Here is an 18,078-nt window from a genome sequence, read left to right as displayed (position 1 = left end):
ATGCAGGTATACGACGGAGCAAGAAAGAAGCTCGAAGAATTAGGGCTTGTATTCTGAAACAAAAATAGTTTGTTAAAACTGAAATTACTTCTCAAAATAGAAGCCAGTTGAGAAGTCGCTTAATTCTCCGACTGGTCTGGGCTTTTAGTTCAGGCTTTCGGACTTTTTGGATACTTTTGGATACTTTTGGATACTTTTGGATACTTTTGGATACTTTTGGATACTTTTGGATACTTTTGGATACTTTTGGATACTTTTGGATACTTTTGGATACTTTTGGATACTTTTGGATACTTTTGGATACTTTTGGATACTTTTGGATACTTTTTGGATATATTTTGAATACTTCTCAAAGTGTTTTTTACCTTCTTTCAAGGTCACCGTGAATTTTCCTGCGAAATATTCTATACTTTCCTTCACAGTCCTTCACAATATTATATATTTTTATGAAAGTGATATCCTTTTTAAGTACATCTATCCCACATTCCGCAGTATTTTTTAGAAAATCAATATTATTCCTGACAGCGTTTTTAGAACAGATACAAATAATTTGGATTTTAGTGGCATTTGGTGAAAATTGGATGATATAGTTTTTGGTCTCTAAATACGCCACATCGTTGCTTTTACCTACTGCATAAAAGTCCAATAAATCCACGTTTGATTGAAAATCGATAGCGGTAAAAATCTGAATTTACAAAAATTTACTGCGGAAAGTGGGATCTATTTAAATGCCAGTACATAACCCAAGCTGGTTAATTTTAATAGGAAAAAGTATTCAATAACTCAAATAGGTTTATTCAAGTGAGTTTTCCGCAATCGATACTGAATTCGTTAAGATTTGTAAAGATAAAACGGATAGCTGCTTACGAAAAACGGTCATAGACGGATAAGAAGAAGGGAGTGAAACTTATCTTTATAATAACCGTTTTGTTTCTGGTGTGTGAAATGAGGCTTTAATACTCCTACCGTAAGCAACCGGATTCTTATTACCTATGTATATTATAAATAATTTTCCCTGTTGAGATTTTTAGTCATTTTTAGTCAAATACTTCCAAGTTTATTCAGGCGTAGAAGTTTGAAATATTTCTTAATAGTGCTTTTTTCTCATGATAAAGCTCATATCCTCACATATCCATACTTACTTAAGAGAGAACCTGGGGGCACGAAGGATTCTACCGCTCGATGAGAATGAAGCTTTGGAACTTGGACTTAATCTGGTTGATGAAAAGAATGAAACCGAAACCAAAGAAGTCCTTAACTACTTCTTCGAGCTTGCACTGAAATATGCGAAAGAAGGGCAGGAAGACGACACAAAAAGATTAATCGAATATATTAAAAAAATAGGGAGAGCGGCAGCTGTTTCCGAACTTGAACCCGTAGTTGTTAGTACGCTTTTGATTTTTCCCCAAGTTGCCACAGAAGCACGCAAGCAGAATATGGAAAATGCACTTGTGAGTATAGCACTTGCATTAGGAGAGATTGGAAAGGTCGCAGCAGGACAAAAAATGGAAACTCCTGCAAAGATCGCAGCCTTCTGCCTTGGTGAGATGGGAAATACCGCAGCTTCTAGAAGAGACAAAAAGGGAACGATTGCAGTTATTTTCGCTCTTGGAGAGATCGGAAAAAGTGTTACATCACAAAAGCTGGGTGATGTTGCAAGCAGCACAGTTGCTCTTCTCGGGGAGACCGGGAAGGTTGCAGCAAGCCAGAAATTTGAGGACGCGGCATTAAACGCTGAGTTGTTGCTGCAGGAGATCGGAACTGGGGCAATTGAAAAGAACTTAAAAGAAACTGCAGACATGAGTGTGCGTTCTATCCAGGATATCGGAAAAACTGCAGATAGTCAGGGGCTTGATAAGGCTTTACTCCAGGCAACCTATTCGCTCGAGGCAATTAAGTTCAATGCCGAGGACCGCTATCTCATGAGTGCATCCATAATTGCTGAAGTAGCTCTCCTGCACTTTGAAAGATTGAAAATTGAGAAACTGGAAGATAAGCTGAATAAACTTTCCAGGGGAAAGAAGAGAATACCAGGTACAGATTTATGAACTTTTCCGCTCAGTTTGATGATTATTCGTACTGAGTTAGTCAATTCGCTATTAAGTCGCAACTCCTGCATTCCTCAAAGGGAAAAGAATGCAGGAAGAATTATCTGGCTTTGAGGTGCCTTTTCCCGACATAAAAATTTTTAGTGGGGTGTTTTGAATGTCTATTTTGAACGAAACCGGGGCAACGGATCTCGGGTTAACTTCAGTAAAGGATAACGATGAGCTTGGTGTATTAAGATCCATAGATTTCCTTACAGAACGGGGGACCGAATACATAAACCGAAAACTCGAGCCCGATGCAAAAAAAACTGTTATCAGTATAAGAGATATAGGTAGCGCAGCTGTCTTTCAAAAAATGGAAATTGGGGTATTTTTGTCGCTTTTTTCACTTGGAAAGATGGCTGAAATTGCAAGAGAACAGAAAATGACTGATACCGGTCTAAGCATCCTTTACTCGCTCTGTGCAATCGGGAAAGCAGCTGTTGGGCAAAATATGGAGTCCGCAGTCAGGATCGCAGTCGCATATCTTGGAGAAATCGCAAACTCCGCCTCGCTTCAGAAAACGGAAAGAGAGGCGATTGCTGCGACTCTTGCTATAGGGTCCATAGGAAAGGAAACTTTCGGGCAGCAGAATATCCAGATACCGGAAAACGGAGGATTTCTTCCTCCAAAGTCATATATCCTCTTATCTCGGCCTCCTGGAAAAGAGGCTATTCTCTTCTCCGGAGAGTTTCCGGGTAGTTTTAGCCTGCTTGTTCAACAAGGAGGGGAAATAAACTCCCTTGAGGATATTCCTATTCTTTCGGAAAACGAATCTTCTTATTCAGGTTTTACCGACTTTGAAAATCTAATCATAAGAACTACAAATTCTCTAGGAACAATGATTTTTGAAGTTAAAGAAAAGTTTTTAATAAGCCATATGCTTATGACAAAACTAGCCCTTGATACTCTAAATGGGTCTGAATATATACACGAAGCCGAATCTCTTGATTAAAAATTTCTTAAATTTTAGAGTTTCATTGGATCCGGATAGCTTTGGTCCTGGCTACTGATCCAGGAAATTTTCGGGTTTCAAGGTAGATGCTAAACTAAAAACGATATAACTGCGTTAAGTGGCTGTATCGACAGAGTACTGAAAATAGCGCTAATTCTGGATATTACTGAGAGGCTTGAGAAACGCAGGAAATTTTAACGTTTAAGGGATATTTTTCAGAATATATATTTCATAATGATTTTTATTCCAATTATTCCTCTTACGAGTTGTTAGAAAAGCAAGATTTCTCTTTTGCTGGAACGGCTTTAGTAATTAGGAGGTTATTGGTTCATGGAAAGGAAACCAGTTCAGGTTATTCTCATAATTCTTCTTTTAATACTTTGGACAGCGGCAACTCAGGCCGAGGCTGAGGTTGTTACTGTAAATAATAATGGGGATGGGAATTATACATCGATCCAGGAAGCTGTCAATAATGCACATGACTGGGATACAGTCCTTGTAAGCCCTGGTGTATACAGAGAAAATATAATAGTCAACAGGGAACTTACAATTCTCTCCCATCCCGTTTTCTCAGGCAGCCAGACTAACCGCACTTATATTATAGGTACGGTTTCTGACAATCCGGTCTTCAGTATCAGCTCAGACAATGTGACAGTAAACGGTTTTCATATTGCAGGAGATCCTTTAGGAAAGGATACGTATCAGCAAGTCGGGTTTTACCTTGAAGGCGTGAGAAACTGCTACTTAAATAACAATACGCTAGTACTGACTTATCAGGGGATTGTTCTTAAGAGTTCTCAGGGCAACTATCTCAATGGAAACCTTGTAAGCCTTGGAAACGATGGAATTATGCTTGACAACTCAGAAGAGAATGAACTATCAAACAATTGGATAGTAGAAAATAATCATGGAATTTTACTGAATAATTCTTTTAACAATACTCTTGTTAACAATACAGCATGTTCAAACGAAGTAGGCGTTATTTTACAAGCGTCTCAGGGAAATAAGCTTGCTTATAACCTCATTTTGAAAAACGAGTATGGAATTTTCGGCCAGGTGGCAGGATCCAATATTTTAACCAATAATAATCTCTACCTTAATGGCATTGGCGTGGATCTAAAGAGTTCATCAAACAATTCGTTATATGAAAATGAATTTATTAACTTTTTGAATGCTGCAGATGAAGGAAATAATGCCTGGAACAGTAGTTCAGCAGGTAATTTCTGGAATGATCATACAGGAGCAGATGCTGATGGGGATAGTGTAATCGATAATCAGTACGCCATTAACCAGATCACCGGAGCTATTGATTATATGCCTATGGTAAATAGGATTTCTTCAGGCAATCATTACGAAACTTTGGGCGCTAATGGAAACACTTTACTGGCGCTATTTGAAAAAAAATACCCTGAAAAGACAACGAATAACCGCAAAAAAGGAGTTGTTATCGAAACAACCGACCCTGGACAGATAAAAAAATTCCTCGAGGAAGGCCCGGTCTTTTTGAGACTTGGAGCTGAATGGTGTGAAGCCTGCCAACATATGAAACCTATTCTAGACGAGCTGGCCTCCAGATATGGAGATAAAGTAACGTTTATTTCCGTAAATATAAACAAAAACCCTCCACTTGCAACTTATTTTGATGTGGGCTATATTCCAGACTCTTCAATGATTGTAGGTACTGAAAATGGAACATATGTTTACATGCAGCTGGATGGGAATATTACCACAGACAGAGTTAGGGCAAGAATTGTCGGACTGGAAGACAAAGAAGTGTACGAAAAAGTTCTGGAAAACGTCCTTGCCTATGAAGAGAAAAACAACTTCGGATAACAGGAACCTTTGGTTGATACTTAATTACGGCCAAGCTCAAAACTAACTTGCTGCAAAAAACGGATAGTTGTTTTTTGAATGAACTGCCTCTGTTACAAAATAGTAACACTAATAACCTCGTAATTTCATAAAGTAAGCCAGACTCAGTTTCCTGCGCAGGCCGTATAACTTATGCAATAATTTGAAATTGAAAATATGCGATGAAACATACAGGCAAGAATTATAAATCCGCAGGAAAAATTGAAGATTATGTATTCCACCAGTAAAAAGGGATGCTACCAATAAAAAAGGATGCTACCAATAAAAAGGGATACTAACAATAAAGAGGGGCAAAAAGAATGATTACATTAAACGAGGCAGAGGCAATTGAAGTAAGTTTATCTGCAGTTGATGAAGGAGATGAGAACAGAGCTTTCCAGGCCCTTGACTCCCTAACAGGGATCGCAGCAGATTTCCTTTCAGAAAACGAAGAGGCAGATGCCGAGAGAGTTATCCTATCAATTGAAAGTAGCGCACAGGCAGCTGCAGAGAGAGAGATGGAGCTTGTTACGATTAATTCGATCTTGTCCCTCGGGAAACTGGCAAGGAAAGCAGCAGATAATGGGTTTGAGTCAGTCCTGGACAAGGCTTTTGTAGCAATAGGAAAACTGGGAAAAACTGCAGCTGCACATTCACTAGAAGCTGGCTCAAAGGTCGCTGCTACAACCCTTATGGAGATCTGGAACTTCTCCCCTGAAGAATGGGGTCAGGAAAAAGTAATTGCCTTTTCTTTACTCTTTAAAGAGATCGGAACCTCTGCTGCCAGGCGTGGTATGGAGGAAGTAGTGTTAAGTGCAGTAACCTGCCTGGGAGAAATCGGGAAAAAAGTTGCAGCAAAAAGCCTTGAACTTGAAACTGTAAGTAGCCTGCTTTTGCTTGAAGAAATAGGTAAGCTTGCGGTGGAGAATTACTTCGATGAAGCTCTGAGTTCAACAGCGCTTTCCATAGAAGAGATTGGAAAATTATCTATAAAGAAGGGGCTTAATGACGCAGTTTTGCAGTGCCAGTGGACGCTTGAGACTCTTCGAGTCCAGGCTGAAGAAAAGGCTCTAAATAACTCTTCAATCGTGGCGGAAGTAGCTCTTGATAATTTTAAAGATATCGGCTACACGGGTTCCGAGGAGAAAACGGAGAAGTTCCAGGGAATAAAAGCCCTTCAGAAAAAAATTCAATCCGATCTGGAAATTCAGGAGTGAGAAGTTCCCTTACGCAGACATTTATATAGTTAAGATGTTTATTTCCAGCTATTTGCATGAAGAATCTGTTTGTCCAGGCAAAATGTTTAACATAATAAACTTTTCGTTCGTTTGGACTGCCTGGTTTTATTCTGGAGTTTTAAATCTTTTATTAATTTTACTTTTGATATACTTCTTGATTACGATTTTTTAAACTCTCAACCAGGAATTCTCTTCTTTTATCAAGAACATTGAAAGGATTTTAAAGGTTCAAACCCTTGCGAAGTCGAAATAAGCGCCCGATCACTCTTTGAAAGTTTATCACTTTTTTGAAACCATAAGTTTTAAATAAATTATTAAAGTATTTCTCTAAAGCAAGTTGTTGTTTCCTTGATAAGTGCTTGAGGTTTCAAAGTGAATTGTTATAAAAGCCGTTTAGATTTAGTCTGCACTTAGCATACAAAACTCTGCACTTAGCATACAAAACTCTGCACTTAGCATAAAACACGGTTGTTCAGGTAGAAGGAAGGTAAGGAGTTGAACCCTTCCTCCTACCTCAGAGGTTGATTTTGCTCACGCAGGAGAATATGCCAGAAACCCGGCGTGAGTTTTTTACTCAGATGATATATATTATGCATGAAATGTATTTAACTCTTTCTATTTTATCTTTATGTTCTTTGTTCGGGCTAGCTTTGCTTTAACTCCAATTTAGTTTCGATCTCTGTCAAAAAATATATAAATTATATCTGAACAGAAGCCTTGAAGTTCTCGACATATTTTGAAAATTATAGGAAGACTAATATCTGAGTAAACCTATATAAACACTTAAATTTTCAAAATCCGAGAATTTCTAACGAATTTTACTGAAAGGGGTTTTAATATGTTCTCACTGAATGAACAAAAGGCTATTGAACTTGGAGAATCTGGAGAACGAGCAGTAAGAGAACAGAATGAATATGATGCACTCCAATATGCTGAGTACCTCCGGGAATTCGGGCAAGAACTGCTCGAAGGAAATTTAGAGAATGATTTGAAGAGAGTCGTTATCTCACTCCGGAATATTGGAAATAAAGCTATCCAGAAAAAGATCGAGAACGTTGCATCCACAGTCCTAAGTGACCTTAAATTTCTTTCTGAAGCTGCAATTGATAAGAATTTCTCCAATGTAATGTGGTCTTTCTCAAAAGCTACACAGGAAATTGGAAAAGGAGCGGTACAATTTCAAATGCTTGAATCTGCAAAACTTGCGCTCGACACGCTTAAAATAATAGGCCTGGGTGCAGTTGAGAAGAAAATGGAAGTTGTAACCCTTTGGACAACAATGTCACTTGAGGAAATGGCTTATCTCGCAAACAGGCAGCAGCTTGAAGATCTTACTGAGGAAGCAAAAGAAGCTAGAGAAGAAATTATAGAATATTCCGAAGACTCAGGATTTATTACAAGGGAGCAGATTGAAAAATACCCACAGCTTATTGCCCAAACCGTAAGTCAATTCTCAGAGCTTCAGAATCTTCAGCCTGCAGGTTATGAGGCCAGGCCCAATGAGGAATTTACAGAAGAGGAATTCTTTGAGGAAGAGGGAGAAGATGTGCAGCAGGAGCCTGAAACTAAGGCTACCAGGAAGGACAAGTAAGCCTGACAATTAAGGAAAATTTTCTGACAATCAAGGAAAATTATCCTGTTTCAAGTAAAATGAGGATGGTAATCAGGCAAAACAAACCTGATAATCAAGTAAAATGAGAATGATAGTCAGACAAATGAACCTGATAATCAGACAAATGAATCTGATAGTCAGGCAAATGAACTTGATAATCAGACAAAACGAAGCTGGTAATTCTAAAAATTTCTCCTGAAAATGTTCTGGCTGTTTATACAGCCGTTTGCCTATTTTTGTAATTTTTGGAAATCTCCAGAAAACTTTCTATTATTTTTAGCCCATTGGGAGTAAGCACGGATTCGGGATGGAACTGCAGTCCATAGATTGGATACTTTACATGTTCCACTGCCATAATGCTCCCGTCTTCAGCCCTGGCAGTAACTTTTATCCCAGGTGCTGGCTCCCCAATCTCAAGCGAATGATAACGGCCTGCCTGGAATGGGCCTTCAAAAGCTGAAAATAGTGCAGATTCCTTATGCAGAATCTTTGAACTTTTTCCATGCACTGGGCCAACCTTGCTTCTTCTGACAACTCCGCCGAAAGCCACATTAATTGCCTGATGCCCCAGGCAGACTCCAAGAAGGGGAATTTCCCTGCCCAGTTCCCTGATTATTTCAAGGCAATTTCCTATATCTCTTGGGTCTGAAGGATTCCCTGGACCTGGAGAAATAACCAGGGCATCAGGCTTAATCTCTCTAAGTTCTTCCAAGGAAACCGTATTGGGGAGCACCATGGTATCCGTCTCAAAATAAGATATATAGTCTACAAGATTCCATACAAAGGAATCCTTGTTGTTTATGAAAACCACCTTCATCTGAACATACCTCCTGAACTTATCAATTTTAGTTCATTTTCTCCTCGTTTCTCTTTTTTAACCTCCCTTTTCCTGAAAAACCTGTTTACTGGATTTTTTTCATGTAAAACGTCCATATTTGAACTTTTTTTCACAGATTTCACCCCATAGTTACCTAATTAGATTTTTAAAGTTCCCCGTCGATTGCTGCAAGCATTGCTCCCATCTTACGTTCGGTTTCCCTGAATTCGTAACCAGGATCAGAGTCAGCTACGATTCCTGCTCCGGCCTGCACTGACGCCTTCTTATCCTGTACAATAATTGTCCGAATTACGATTGCAAAATCAGCGTCCCCGTTCCAGCTATAATATCCGACTCCTCCACCGTAGATCCCTCGCGGGGAAGTTTCAAGTTCGGAAATAATTTCCATGGCACGGATTTTCGGAGCTCCCGAGAGAGTTCCTGCCGGAAATATTGCCCTGAAAGCATCGAACTGGTCACATTCAGGCCTCAGGGTGCCTATAACCTTACTTTCTATATGCTGGACATGAGAATATTTCAGGACTTTCATGAACTCGGAAACCTTTACCGAACCGCTTTCCGTAACCATTCTCACATCGTTTCTTCCAAGGTCGACAAGCATCACATGCTCAGCCCTTTCTTTCTCATCATGCAGCATATGTGCAGCAAAAGCCTCATCTTCGGCTTCGTTTTTTCCACGGGGACAGGTACCTGCAATCGGATTTGTGATTAGAGTCCTTTTATGTACAGTCAGCAGAGTTTCAGGACTTGCCCCGACAATTGCCAGATCTCCAAATTCAAAGATGTACATGTAAGGACTTGGATTAATTGCCCGAAGCTGCATATAAAGTTCAAAAGGCGACTGCTCAAGCGTAAATTCACGTTTCCTGGAAAGGACTGCCTGAAAGATATCTCCTGCAAAAATATGTTCTTTCGCCTGAATTACCAATTCCTCAAATTTCTGTTGTCCGTCGCTACTGTCCGAAACAGGTAAACCAGAAAAAATTGATCCGCCCGGTATTGCTGATTCTATTGAATCTCCAGAGAAAGGAGCTTCCTTGAGTATGGTATAGAGCTTTTTGGCTTCCATAAGAGCTGTATCATAGATTTCTCCTGCATCCGAACTCGGATTTATAAAAGGAGTAAACACAATATATATTTCTTCAGTCATATGGTCGAAAACAAAAGTTTTCGAGACCAGCAGGTACTGGAGTTCCGGAATTTCGGATTCAAAGCCTTTTTCGACCCCTAACCAGCTATCATAAATAGCATCATAAGCTGTATAACCTATGGCCCCTCCCAGGAAGGTCTGCCTGTCAAAACGCTGAGCATTCAAGAGTCCCATCCCGTTTTCAGGAGGAAATGCCAGGCGAAGGGCATCGAAACCATCTTTTCCCTGAGGAATTGGAGCCGTGAACTTTACGCTTCCCATTTTTGAGTTTTCTTTCTCCGGATTCTCCTCCTCTATGGTTTCACACCCGCAGGTACCTTTGATTTTCGATAGAACTCCTTCAAAAAAGGTCGAAGCACCTGGGTTAAGGAGCTCAAGGGAAATTTTCCTGTCACTTATTCTAACTACGGCATCAGGGTCATTTCCAACAAAGGAGTATCTTGCCTTAGTTTCCTGTTTTTCCACTGATTCCAGCAGGTACGAATAACCTGAGGTCCCTGATGCTCGCAGGGTGCGGTAAAGTTCAAGAGGAGAACAGGTAATGTTATCGATTCTTGCAAGAAGCTGGATAAAACCTGACTGGGTCATTCCAGAAGCAAGCTCTTTGAATTCTTCTTTTCCAAGGTCAAAGGAAAGCATTAGCACACCTCACTTCTTCAATAAAACTTTTGATTTTTACGGCATCTTTTTTCCCGCAGGTCTCAACCCCGGATGCCGTGTCCACAGCATAAGGAGAAACAACTCTGACCGCTTCCCGCACGTTTTCAGGCTTGAGCCCACCTGCAAGGATAAGGGGAAGCTGCGTTTCTTCTGAAATTCGCCGGCTCAAGGTCCAGTCGTGCACACAGCCTGTACCGCCTGGCTTTTCGGGCCTTGCCGAATCAAGCAGAATGGAATCTACAATCTCTGCATCCTCCAGAAGGCTGACCTCTTCAAACAGGCTTGAGGTAGAAGCCGGATTTCCTGGACTTTCGCTTGAAGCCTCTCCCTGTGCAGGTACGGACAGAGTTTTTATGATAGGGATTCCCGTTTTTTCTTTTATTATTTCGAGTTCAAGAAGAGGAAGCCTTGAGTGTATCTGTACTATATCGGGTTTTATCTTTTCAATCAGCCCCAAGGCAGTATCCGCATTTTCAGGCATGATGACCAGTACGGAACTCAAAGTTTCAGGGACTCTGGATACAAGGTAGGCAGCAGTATCGGAATCAAGTTTTCTTGGGCTCTCAACAGGAACTTCCGTAATAAATCCAACTGCATCAGCTCCGTAAAAAGCTGCTAGTTCGATTTCCTCAGAGCTGCGGATTCCGCATATTTTCGTTCTTGTTTTCACTTTCGCTGTCATGCCCTCTCTCCCGAGGTCGGGCTTAATATGGACGTTCCGGAGCGCATCGAAATTTTTTTTCCCGAAAGACTTTTTTTATTTTTCTGTCTGTAAAACCTTGAAGTTAAAGCCCTAAACTGGTTGAACTTAACCATTACTTTTCCACTATCAATGGCATCCTCGGCAATAGGAATTGCTTGCCTGATAGAACCTACTATACCGCCAACATAAAGAGCTGCAGCCGCATTCAGGACTACAATATCTCTTTTTGGCCCTTTCTGGCCCTTAAATATGCACAGCAGGTCTCTTGCATTTTCTTTTGGAGTACCACCCTTTATATCCTCGGGATTTGCCTGCAGCACACCAAGATCTTCCGGAGTCAGCGTATAAGTTGAAACCTTTCCGTCTTTTAACTCCGCAACATAGGTTTCACCCGTATTTGTGATCTCATCCATCCCATCTCCGTGCACAACAAGAGCATGCTCGGTCCCGAGTTCCGCAAGAGCACAGGCTATTGGTTCACAGAGCCTTTTGTCAAAGACCCCTATTACCTGCCCCTTAGTACCTGCCGGATTTGTCAGGGGCCCAAGAATATTGAAAACCGTGCGGACCCCGAGTTTTTTCCTTACCCCTGCAACCCTCTTCATAGCCGGGTGAAAAATCGGAGCAAACATGAACCCTATTCCTATCTCTTCGATTGTTTGCCTGACAGCCTCAGGCTCCAGGTCAATTTTAATTCCCAGCGCCTCAAGTACATCCGAACTCCCTGACATTGAAGTTGCAGCCCGGTTTCCATGTTTGGCTACAGGAACGCCTGCTGCAGCAGTAACAATGGCGGCTGCGGTCGAGATATTAATTGTATTTAGGCCATCTCCTCCTGTCCCGCAGGTATCCACAAGCCTGAAAGGTGTTTTGGGCCGGATCGTGTTTCCGGCTTTTTTCATCCCCCTTACAAAGCCCACAATTTCTTCGGGCTTTTCACCTTTTGCCCTCAGAGCCAGCAGAAATTTCCCGATTTCTTCATCCTGTGCTGTACTCAGAATTTTGCCTACTGCAGCTTCGGCTTCTTCGGGGCTCAGATCCTGTCCTTCTTCCAGCTTTTGAATGTATCTCTGCATTTCTCCTCCCTCCTCCTTTTAATTCCTGATTTATTCATTTAAGATTGTTATAAAATTTTTATAATTGTTGACATCCTTTATTTTCCAACTGTTGGTTTTCTTTATTTTCCAACTGACATTCTCTATTTTCCAACTGTTGATATTCTTTGTATTCCGGATTATTTCCCTTTAACTGGCTCTTCTGATTCCGGATTTTAGTTCACTTGCAAGGGCTTCAAGCCTTTCGTTTACGTCTTTTCCTTCCTCTATAATTTTAACAAAAGCCGAGCCGACTATGACCGCATCCGCTCCTGCGTCTCTAACTTCTGCAGCCTGCTTTCCTGTTGAAATCCCGAATCCCACAGCCTTAGGAAGCCCGGTTTCTACTCTGGAAAGTAGCTCTCTGGTAGAAGACGAGACATCTTCCCTGGCTCCTGTAACCCCAAGCCTCGAGACAAGGTAAAGGAAACCCGAACCTCTCTCCAGGATCTTTCGGACCCTTCCCTCGGTTGTTGTGGGTGCAATTAGAAAGATCAGGTCAAGCCCGTGCTTTTCGCAGCTACTTTTCAGGTCAGCCGCTTCTTCTACAGGGATATCGGGTACTATCAGTCCGCTTATTCCGGCATCTGCAGCTTTTTCTACAAATTTTTCCACTCCGTACCTGAATACAGGGTTATAATAGGTCATGCAAACAAGTGGAATCCCAACATCCAGGGTTTTAATAAGCTCAAAATAGCGCTGTGTATCCATGCCTGCGGAAAGTGCCCTCTGGCCTGCCACCTGGATTGTCGGGCCATCCGCTACAGGGTCCGAAAAAGGAAAACCGAGTTCTATGATATCTGCACCTCCGTTCACCAGAGCTTTCACAATTTCCCCGGTTTTTTCTGCAGACGGATCTCCTGCCATTACGTAACAGATCAGGGCTCCTTCTTTTCTCTCCCTGAGTTCGGAGAATCTTGCGGAGATTTTTTGTCTCTCCATCTCAGATCCCTCCTCTCAGGCTAAGGACGGTTTCCAGATCCTTATCGCCTCTTCCAGACAGATTTACAACCACTACCTCTCCAAGTTCCCCGGCTTCCGAGGATTTTTTCAGGTAGGCAAGAGCATGGGAAGATTCCAGTGCAGGAATTATTCCTTCAAGCCTGCTCAATTCGTGAAAAGCTTCAACGGCTTCGTCATCAGTCGCATACCGGGCTGTAACCCGGCCGCTCTCGGACAGGTAAGCCAGTTCAGGTCCTACCCCTGAGTAGTCAAGCCCAGCGGAAACGGATTCGGATTCAAGGATCTGTCCGTTTTTATCCTGCAGTACTTTTGTTCTTGCACCGTGCAGGATACCTTCTTCTCCTGCACAGAGGGAGGCTGAGTGAAGGGCGGCTTTTTCCGTGCATTTCAGTGATTTTCCTCCGGCTTCTACAGCAATCAGTTTGATTTCTTTATCCTCAATAAAGGGATAGAAGATTCCCATTGCATTGCTTCCGCCACCTGCACAGGCAATAATGGAATCAGGCATACGCCCTTCTTTTTGCAGAATCTGCTCCTTTACTTCATGCCCTATAACACTCTGGAAATCCCTTACTATTATAGGATAGGGATGAGGCCCTACAACCGAGCCCATGAGATAATGTGTGTTTCCTACGTTTGTGACCCAGTCCCTGAAAGCCTCGTTAATGGCATCTTTAAGGGTTCTTGATCCGGTTTCCACAGGTACTACTTTAGTGCCCATGAGTTCCATGCGATAGGCATTCATTTGCTGACGCTTGACATCTTTAGCACCCATGTACACGATAGTTTCAAGTCCAAGGTTTGCCCCTGCCATAGCAGTTGCAGTTCCGTGCTGTCCTGCACCGGTTTCGGCAATCAGCCTGGTTTTTCCCATGTATTTTGCAAGCAGGGCCTGTCCGATGGCGTTATTTAACTTGTGTGCCCCTCCGTGCACAAGGTCTTCCCGTTTGAGGTAAATTTTTGACCCGTACTTTTTGCTCAGGTTTCGGGCAAAATAAAGAGGCGTTTTCCTGCCTGCAAAATCCCGCAGGTAATGGTCAAGCTCGGCAAGGAATTCAGGGTCGTTTTTATACCGCTCATATCCCTCTTCCAGCTCTTCTAAGGCCGGCATGAGAACTTCGGGTACGTACTGTCCCCCATATTTCCCATATTTTCCTTTTATCTGGCCCATCTGCTCGTTTTTCAAGTTCTTCTTCGAACCTGTGAGCTCATTTAAGTATGAGTTCTTTGCAGGAAATTCTGAAACTTCAGTTTCTGTCAATTCTATTACTCCCTTATCTTTTTGATGTAATCCTGTAACGTGATTTTGATATCGCATTCGGAAGCGTAGTTTTTGATTTTATCACGGAAACAAAATTTAGTTTTGAATGATTTTTGAGTAGATTTTTTAAAGGATTTTAATCAGAATTTTAATAAATTTTGAATGAGTTTTGAACAGATTTTGAACAGATTTTGAACGGATTTAAACGGATTTTGAATGGATCTTAAATGAATCTCAGTGGATTTTTCACCCCGTCCAGCCAGGCTGAAAGCTCCGAAAAGTCTGAAAAAACAGTTATTAACGCCAACCAGCGCTCTGGACAAATTCTTTTGTTTTATCAAAAACCGAATTACTTTCCATAAGTGCGGAACCTATCAGCACGGCATCCGCACCTGCCTGAATTACCCGTCTGACATCCAGTACGCTATTCATCCCGCTTTCGCTTATTATAAGATGCCTGGTTCCGTGATCAAGGTCGCACTCCCGGATAATAGGAGCCAGCTCTTCTGTGGTTCCGAGATTGATTTTAAGCGTCTCTAAGTCCCGGTTATTAATTCCTATAACTCTTGCAGTGGTTTTAAGAGCTAAATCGAGTTCTTGCCTGTTATGGACCTCTACAAGAGGCTCAAATCCATTTTCAAGAGCAAGCTCGACAAAAACTTCTAGTTCTTCCCCAAGGATACCTGCGATCAGCAATACAAGGTCACTTTGAGCTTCATCAAGCTGCTTCCTGTCAATAATGAAATCTTTCCTCAGTACAGGTAAGCAAACCGTATTTCGCACGGCATTCAGGTTTTCAAGTGATCCTCTAAATACCAGAGGCTCGGTAAGGACCGAAACTGCAACCGCTCCGGCTTCTTCCATCTCCCATGCAAGCTCGGCAGCCGTTGCAGGCAGAATATCTCTGAAAGCTCTCCCTGGTGACGCGGGCTTTACCTCTGCAATTACAGGCACCTTCCCGTCGGCTTTTGCATCTGCCACAGCCGAGATAAAGTCCCTTTTCTCAAATCCCATATCCAGGCCTTCACGGCAGGTCTGAGGCCCCAGGGCCTGGATACGGGTTTTTGTTGTATTGAGGATATGGAGAATTGAAGCGTGCATATTTTACCACTGAAGTATAGTTTTGTACATCAACGTCTAATGAAGTACTTTCTATAAATAGGTTTTGGATCAAGATAGATAATATGAACTGAGATTCTGATTTTATGAACTGAGATTCTGATTTCATAAAAGCCGGAAACTCTTGTGCTCAATTAAACTTATTTTGGATTTCAAGAACAGAGTCTATTTCTTACTCGTTTTCAATGGTGCACTGCTCACCACTTATTCATAGCATGAAGAAAAAATCGCAAAAATTTTCGGTTCTAAATAAACTGTTAACGTGTCTAATTTTCGTCTTACACTCCATTGAGTAAGAAAATTTCAAATTTAAAGAAAAGACTTTATAAATTAAAATAGTTGTAAGTTATTAACATTTTTATATATGAATATGAAGCGAAATATAAAGGAGGAATTTAAAATAAAATTTCAACAAGCCGATATATTCAAAATAACGTCAATCTTCTTGACTATTCTTTTTCTAGGATTGGTAAGCGCACCTGTTACGCACGCTGAAAGTTATAATTTTGTTACAAGTTGGTCTCAAAATAATTATGGGCATTTTGATTCTCCAGAAAGTACTGCTGTAGATTCATCAGGTAACGTTTATGTTGTTGATGTAGATAAGAATCGAATTCAAAAGTTTGACAGTAAAGGTAACTTCATAACTACATGGGGTTCCGAAGGGACTGGGAATGGACAATTTGAGTATCCAGAAGGTATTGCTGTAGACTCCAAGGGCAATGTGTATGTTTCGGATAATAAAAACAACCGCATTCAAAAATTCGACAGCAATGGCAAGTTTATTAAAAAATGGGGTTATTCCGGCACCAATAATGGACAATTCAACAGCCCATGGGGAATTACTGTAGATTCCTCAGACAATGTTTATGTTGCCGATTCTGGAAATAATCGCATTCAGAAGTTTGACAGCAACGGCAATTACCTCTTACAAGTAGGTTCTTCTGGTGGTTCTAATGGACAATTTAAAGAGCCAAAAAGTGTTTCCGTAGATTCTAAAGGCAATGTTTATGTTGCCGATTCTGGAAACAATCGCATTCAGAAATTTGATAGCAAGGGTAAATTCGTTACTACATGGGGTTCATATGGTTATAGTGGAGAAGGGAAATTTTACTCACCATTAGGCATTGCTGTCGACACTAATGGCAATGTTTATGTTGCCGATTCTGGTAACGATCGTATTCAGAAGTTTGATAGTAACGGTAATTACCTTACCCAATGGGGTTCACGTGGTTACAGTGGAGAAGGGAAATTTTACTCACCAAGAGGTATGGCCGTAGACTCTTCAAATAATATTTATGTCATCGATACCAATAATAACCGCATACAGAAGTTTAACAGTAATGGTGGATTCCTCGCTCAATGGGGTGGCGATTGTGGATGGAACTCGAATCCAAGTCCGAATAGCGTTGCTGTAGATTCTTCTGGCAATGTTTATGTTGGCGATGATAGTAATAATATTCAGAAATATAACAGCAAAGGTGTTTTCCTTTTCGGATTTGGTTCTTTTAGCAGTATAGACAGCTATCTGGATCCAAATAATGTTGTCGTAGACTCTAAAGGTAATGTTTATGTTGCTGATACTTCCAATAGTCGTATTCAGAAATTAAGTCATAATGGCAGCTTCATTACCACATGGGGATCTTACGGAAGCGGGAATGGGCAATTCAGGTCTCCAAAAGGTATTGCTCTAGATTCCTCAGGCAATGTTTATGTTGCCGATACTTATAATAATCGCATTCAGAAGTTTGATAGCAACGGAAACTTCATAACAGGATGGGGTTCTCGGGGAAGCATTGATGGACAATTTTATTATCCATGCGGTGTCGCTGTAGACTCTAAAGGCAATGTTTATGTTGCCGATACTGATAATCAGCGCATTCAGAAGTTTGATAGCAATGGTTACTACCTTACTCAATGGGGTTCTTCTGGAAACGGGAATGGACAATTCAGGTCTCCAAAAGGTATTGCTGTAGATTCGTCAGGGAATGTTTATGTTGCTGATTATTATAACAATCGCATTCAGAAGTTTGATAGTAAAGGCAGCTTCATTACTACATGGGGTTCTTACGGAAGTGGGAATGGACAATTCAAGTATCCGTCTGATGTTGCTGTAGATTCCTCAGGCAATGTTTTTGTTGCCGATACTTCCAATAATCGCATTCAGAAGTTTGCTCCACCAACATTACCAATTCCTACAGCAAAGTTCAGCAGTGATATTACTCAAGGGTATGCTCCGCTTAAAGTGAAATTTACTGATATGAGTACCAACAGTCCAACTTCATGGAAGTGGACTTTCGGAGACGGAAATACCTCAACCAAGCAGAATCCTACATACACATACGGTAAAGCAGGAAAATATACTGTTAGCTTAATGGTAAAGAATGCTGCAGGCAGCAACACGATAACAAAAACAAATTATATCACCGTTAAATCGGCTATTGTAAAGCCTGTTGCTGCATTTTCTGCAACTCCGACCTCTGGGAAAATTCCATTAACAGTAAAATTCACAGATAAAAGTACAGGAACACCGACTAAATGGAAATG

15 protein-coding genes are annotated in these 18,078 nt (G+C 41.2%); 6 read left to right on the top strand and 9 right to left on the bottom strand.

Going from position 1 to position 18,078, the window contains the following annotated elements:
• Window positions 1-361: 361 nt before the first annotated feature.
• A complete protein-coding gene (locus ASJ81_RS21610; protein WP_095646177.1) occupies window positions 362-646 on the bottom strand; it encodes a hypothetical protein in 285 nt (94 codons plus the stop codon).
• Between the two features lie 460 nt (window positions 647-1,106).
• On the opposite strand from ASJ81_RS21610, the gene ASJ81_RS21605 reads away from it, so the two are divergent.
• The 5 genes from ASJ81_RS21605 to ASJ81_RS21585 all read left to right on the top strand — a co-directional run bounded on the left by ASJ81_RS21605 (window position 1,107) and on the right by ASJ81_RS21585 (window position 7,722).
• Window positions 1,107-2,048 (top strand): hypothetical protein, encoded by a 942-nt coding sequence (locus ASJ81_RS21605; RefSeq protein ID WP_245860445.1) that lies wholly within the window; start codon window positions 1,107-1,109, stop codon window positions 2,046-2,048.
• Between the two features lie 157 nt (window positions 2,049-2,205).
• Window positions 2,206-3,042: a hypothetical protein gene (locus ASJ81_RS21600; RefSeq protein WP_095646176.1), complete on the top strand. Its 837-nt coding sequence runs from the start codon at window positions 2,206-2,208 to the stop codon at window positions 3,040-3,042.
• 330 nt (window positions 3,043-3,372) lie between these two features.
• Window positions 3,373-4,875, top strand: coding sequence for a NosD domain-containing protein (locus ASJ81_RS21595; RefSeq protein ID WP_095646175.1), 1,503 nt, complete (start codon window positions 3,373-3,375; stop codon window positions 4,873-4,875).
• A gap of 338 nt (window positions 4,876-5,213) precedes the next feature.
• Window positions 5,214-6,110, top strand: a complete 897-nt coding sequence (locus tag ASJ81_RS21590; protein ID WP_095646174.1) for a hypothetical protein — start codon at window positions 5,214-5,216, stop codon at window positions 6,108-6,110.
• 859 nt (window positions 6,111-6,969) lie between these two features.
• A complete protein-coding gene (locus ASJ81_RS21585; protein WP_095646173.1) occupies window positions 6,970-7,722 on the top strand; it encodes a hypothetical protein in 753 nt (250 codons plus the stop codon).
• Window positions 7,723-7,957: 235 nt separating this feature from the next.
• Here ASJ81_RS21585 and ASJ81_RS21580 read toward each other — a convergent pair whose 3' ends face one another.
• The 8 genes from ASJ81_RS21580 to ASJ81_RS21550 all read right to left on the bottom strand — a co-directional run bounded on the left by ASJ81_RS21580 (window position 7,958) and on the right by ASJ81_RS21550 (window position 15,513).
• Window positions 7,958-8,560 (bottom strand): aminodeoxychorismate/anthranilate synthase component II, encoded by a 603-nt coding sequence (locus tag ASJ81_RS21580; RefSeq protein WP_095646172.1) that lies wholly within the window; start codon window positions 8,558-8,560, stop codon window positions 7,958-7,960.
• A complete protein-coding gene (locus ASJ81_RS23135; RefSeq protein WP_170943451.1) occupies window positions 8,557-8,694 on the bottom strand; it encodes a hypothetical protein in 138 nt (45 codons plus the stop codon). The genes ASJ81_RS21580 and ASJ81_RS23135 overlap by 4 nt, the downstream gene beginning before the upstream one ends.
• Before the next feature lie 32 nt (window positions 8,695-8,726).
• Window positions 8,727-10,370 (bottom strand): anthranilate synthase component I, encoded by a 1,644-nt coding sequence (trpE, locus tag ASJ81_RS21575; protein ID WP_095646171.1) that lies wholly within the window; start codon window positions 10,368-10,370, stop codon window positions 8,727-8,729.
• Complete coding sequence (locus ASJ81_RS21570; RefSeq protein ID WP_095646170.1) at window positions 10,357-11,073, bottom strand: phosphoribosylanthranilate isomerase; 717 nt, start codon at window positions 11,071-11,073, stop codon at window positions 10,357-10,359. The genes trpE and ASJ81_RS21570 overlap by 14 nt, the downstream gene beginning before the upstream one ends.
• Window positions 11,070-12,170 (bottom strand): anthranilate phosphoribosyltransferase, encoded by a 1,101-nt coding sequence (gene trpD / locus ASJ81_RS21565; RefSeq protein WP_095646169.1) that lies wholly within the window; start codon window positions 12,168-12,170, stop codon window positions 11,070-11,072. The genes ASJ81_RS21570 and trpD overlap by 4 nt, the downstream gene beginning before the upstream one ends.
• A 168-nt stretch (window positions 12,171-12,338) precedes the next feature.
• Window positions 12,339-13,130 carry a tryptophan synthase subunit alpha gene (trpA, locus tag ASJ81_RS21560; protein WP_095646168.1) on the bottom strand — a complete coding sequence of 264 codons (792 nt, stop codon included), beginning with the start codon at window positions 13,128-13,130 and terminating at the stop codon, window positions 12,339-12,341.
• A 1-nt stretch (window position 13,131) separates the two neighbouring features.
• Entirely contained in the window at window positions 13,132-14,412 is a 1,281-nt protein-coding gene (gene trpB, locus ASJ81_RS21555; protein WP_449288776.1) for a tryptophan synthase subunit beta, read from the bottom strand.
• Window positions 14,413-14,709: 297 nt separating this feature from the next.
• Window positions 14,710-15,513, bottom strand: coding sequence for an indole-3-glycerol-phosphate synthase (locus tag ASJ81_RS21550; RefSeq protein ID WP_095646167.1), 804 nt, complete (start codon window positions 15,511-15,513; stop codon window positions 14,710-14,712).
• Between the two features lie 463 nt (window positions 15,514-15,976).
• Here ASJ81_RS21550 and ASJ81_RS24120 point away from each other — a divergent pair.
• Window positions 15,977-18,078: SMP-30/gluconolactonase/LRE family protein (locus ASJ81_RS24120; protein WP_245860443.1), on the top strand; the 2,102-nt coding region annotated here is incomplete at its 3' end.

Origin of the sequence: Methanosarcina spelaei (genome assembly GCF_002287235.1) — an archaeon.
In the GTDB taxonomy this organism is placed as follows: Archaea; Halobacteriota; Methanosarcinia; order Methanosarcinales; family Methanosarcinaceae; genus Methanosarcina; species Methanosarcina spelaei.
This window is presented reverse-complemented; position numbering and strand designations above follow the sequence as displayed.

Excerpts from the sequence above, each read along its gene's own strand:
- ASJ81_RS21570 (WP_095646170.1), bottom strand. The coding sequence starts at position 11,073 with ATGACAGCGAAAGTGAAAACAAGAACGAAAATATGCGGAATCCGCAGC.
- ASJ81_RS21590 (WP_095646174.1), top strand. The coding sequence starts at position 5,214 with ATGATTACATTAAACGAGGCAGAGGCAATTGAAGTAAGTTTATCTGCA.
- trpE (WP_095646171.1), bottom strand. The coding sequence starts at position 10,370 with ATGCTTTCCTTTGACCTTGGAAAAGAAGAATTCAAAGAGCTTGCTTCT.
- ASJ81_RS21585 (WP_095646173.1), top strand. The coding sequence starts at position 6,970 with ATGTTCTCACTGAATGAACAAAAGGCTATTGAACTTGGAGAATCTGGA.
- ASJ81_RS21600 (WP_095646176.1), top strand. The coding sequence starts at position 2,206 with ATGTCTATTTTGAACGAAACCGGGGCAACGGATCTCGGGTTAACTTCA.
- ASJ81_RS21550 (WP_095646167.1), bottom strand. The coding sequence starts at position 15,513 with ATGCACGCTTCAATTCTCCATATCCTCAATACAACAAAAACCCGTATC.
- ASJ81_RS21580 (WP_095646172.1), bottom strand. The coding sequence starts at position 8,560 with ATGAAGGTGGTTTTCATAAACAACAAGGATTCCTTTGTATGGAATCTT.
- ASJ81_RS21595 (WP_095646175.1), top strand. The coding sequence starts at position 3,373 with ATGGAAAGGAAACCAGTTCAGGTTATTCTCATAATTCTTCTTTTAATA.
- ASJ81_RS21605 (WP_245860445.1), top strand. The coding sequence starts at position 1,107 with ATGATAAAGCTCATATCCTCACATATCCATACTTACTTAAGAGAGAAC.
- trpD (WP_095646169.1), bottom strand. The coding sequence starts at position 12,170 with ATGCAGAGATACATTCAAAAGCTGGAAGAAGGACAGGATCTGAGCCCC.
- trpA (WP_095646168.1), bottom strand. The coding sequence starts at position 13,130 with ATGGAGAGACAAAAAATCTCCGCAAGATTCTCCGAACTCAGGGAGAGA.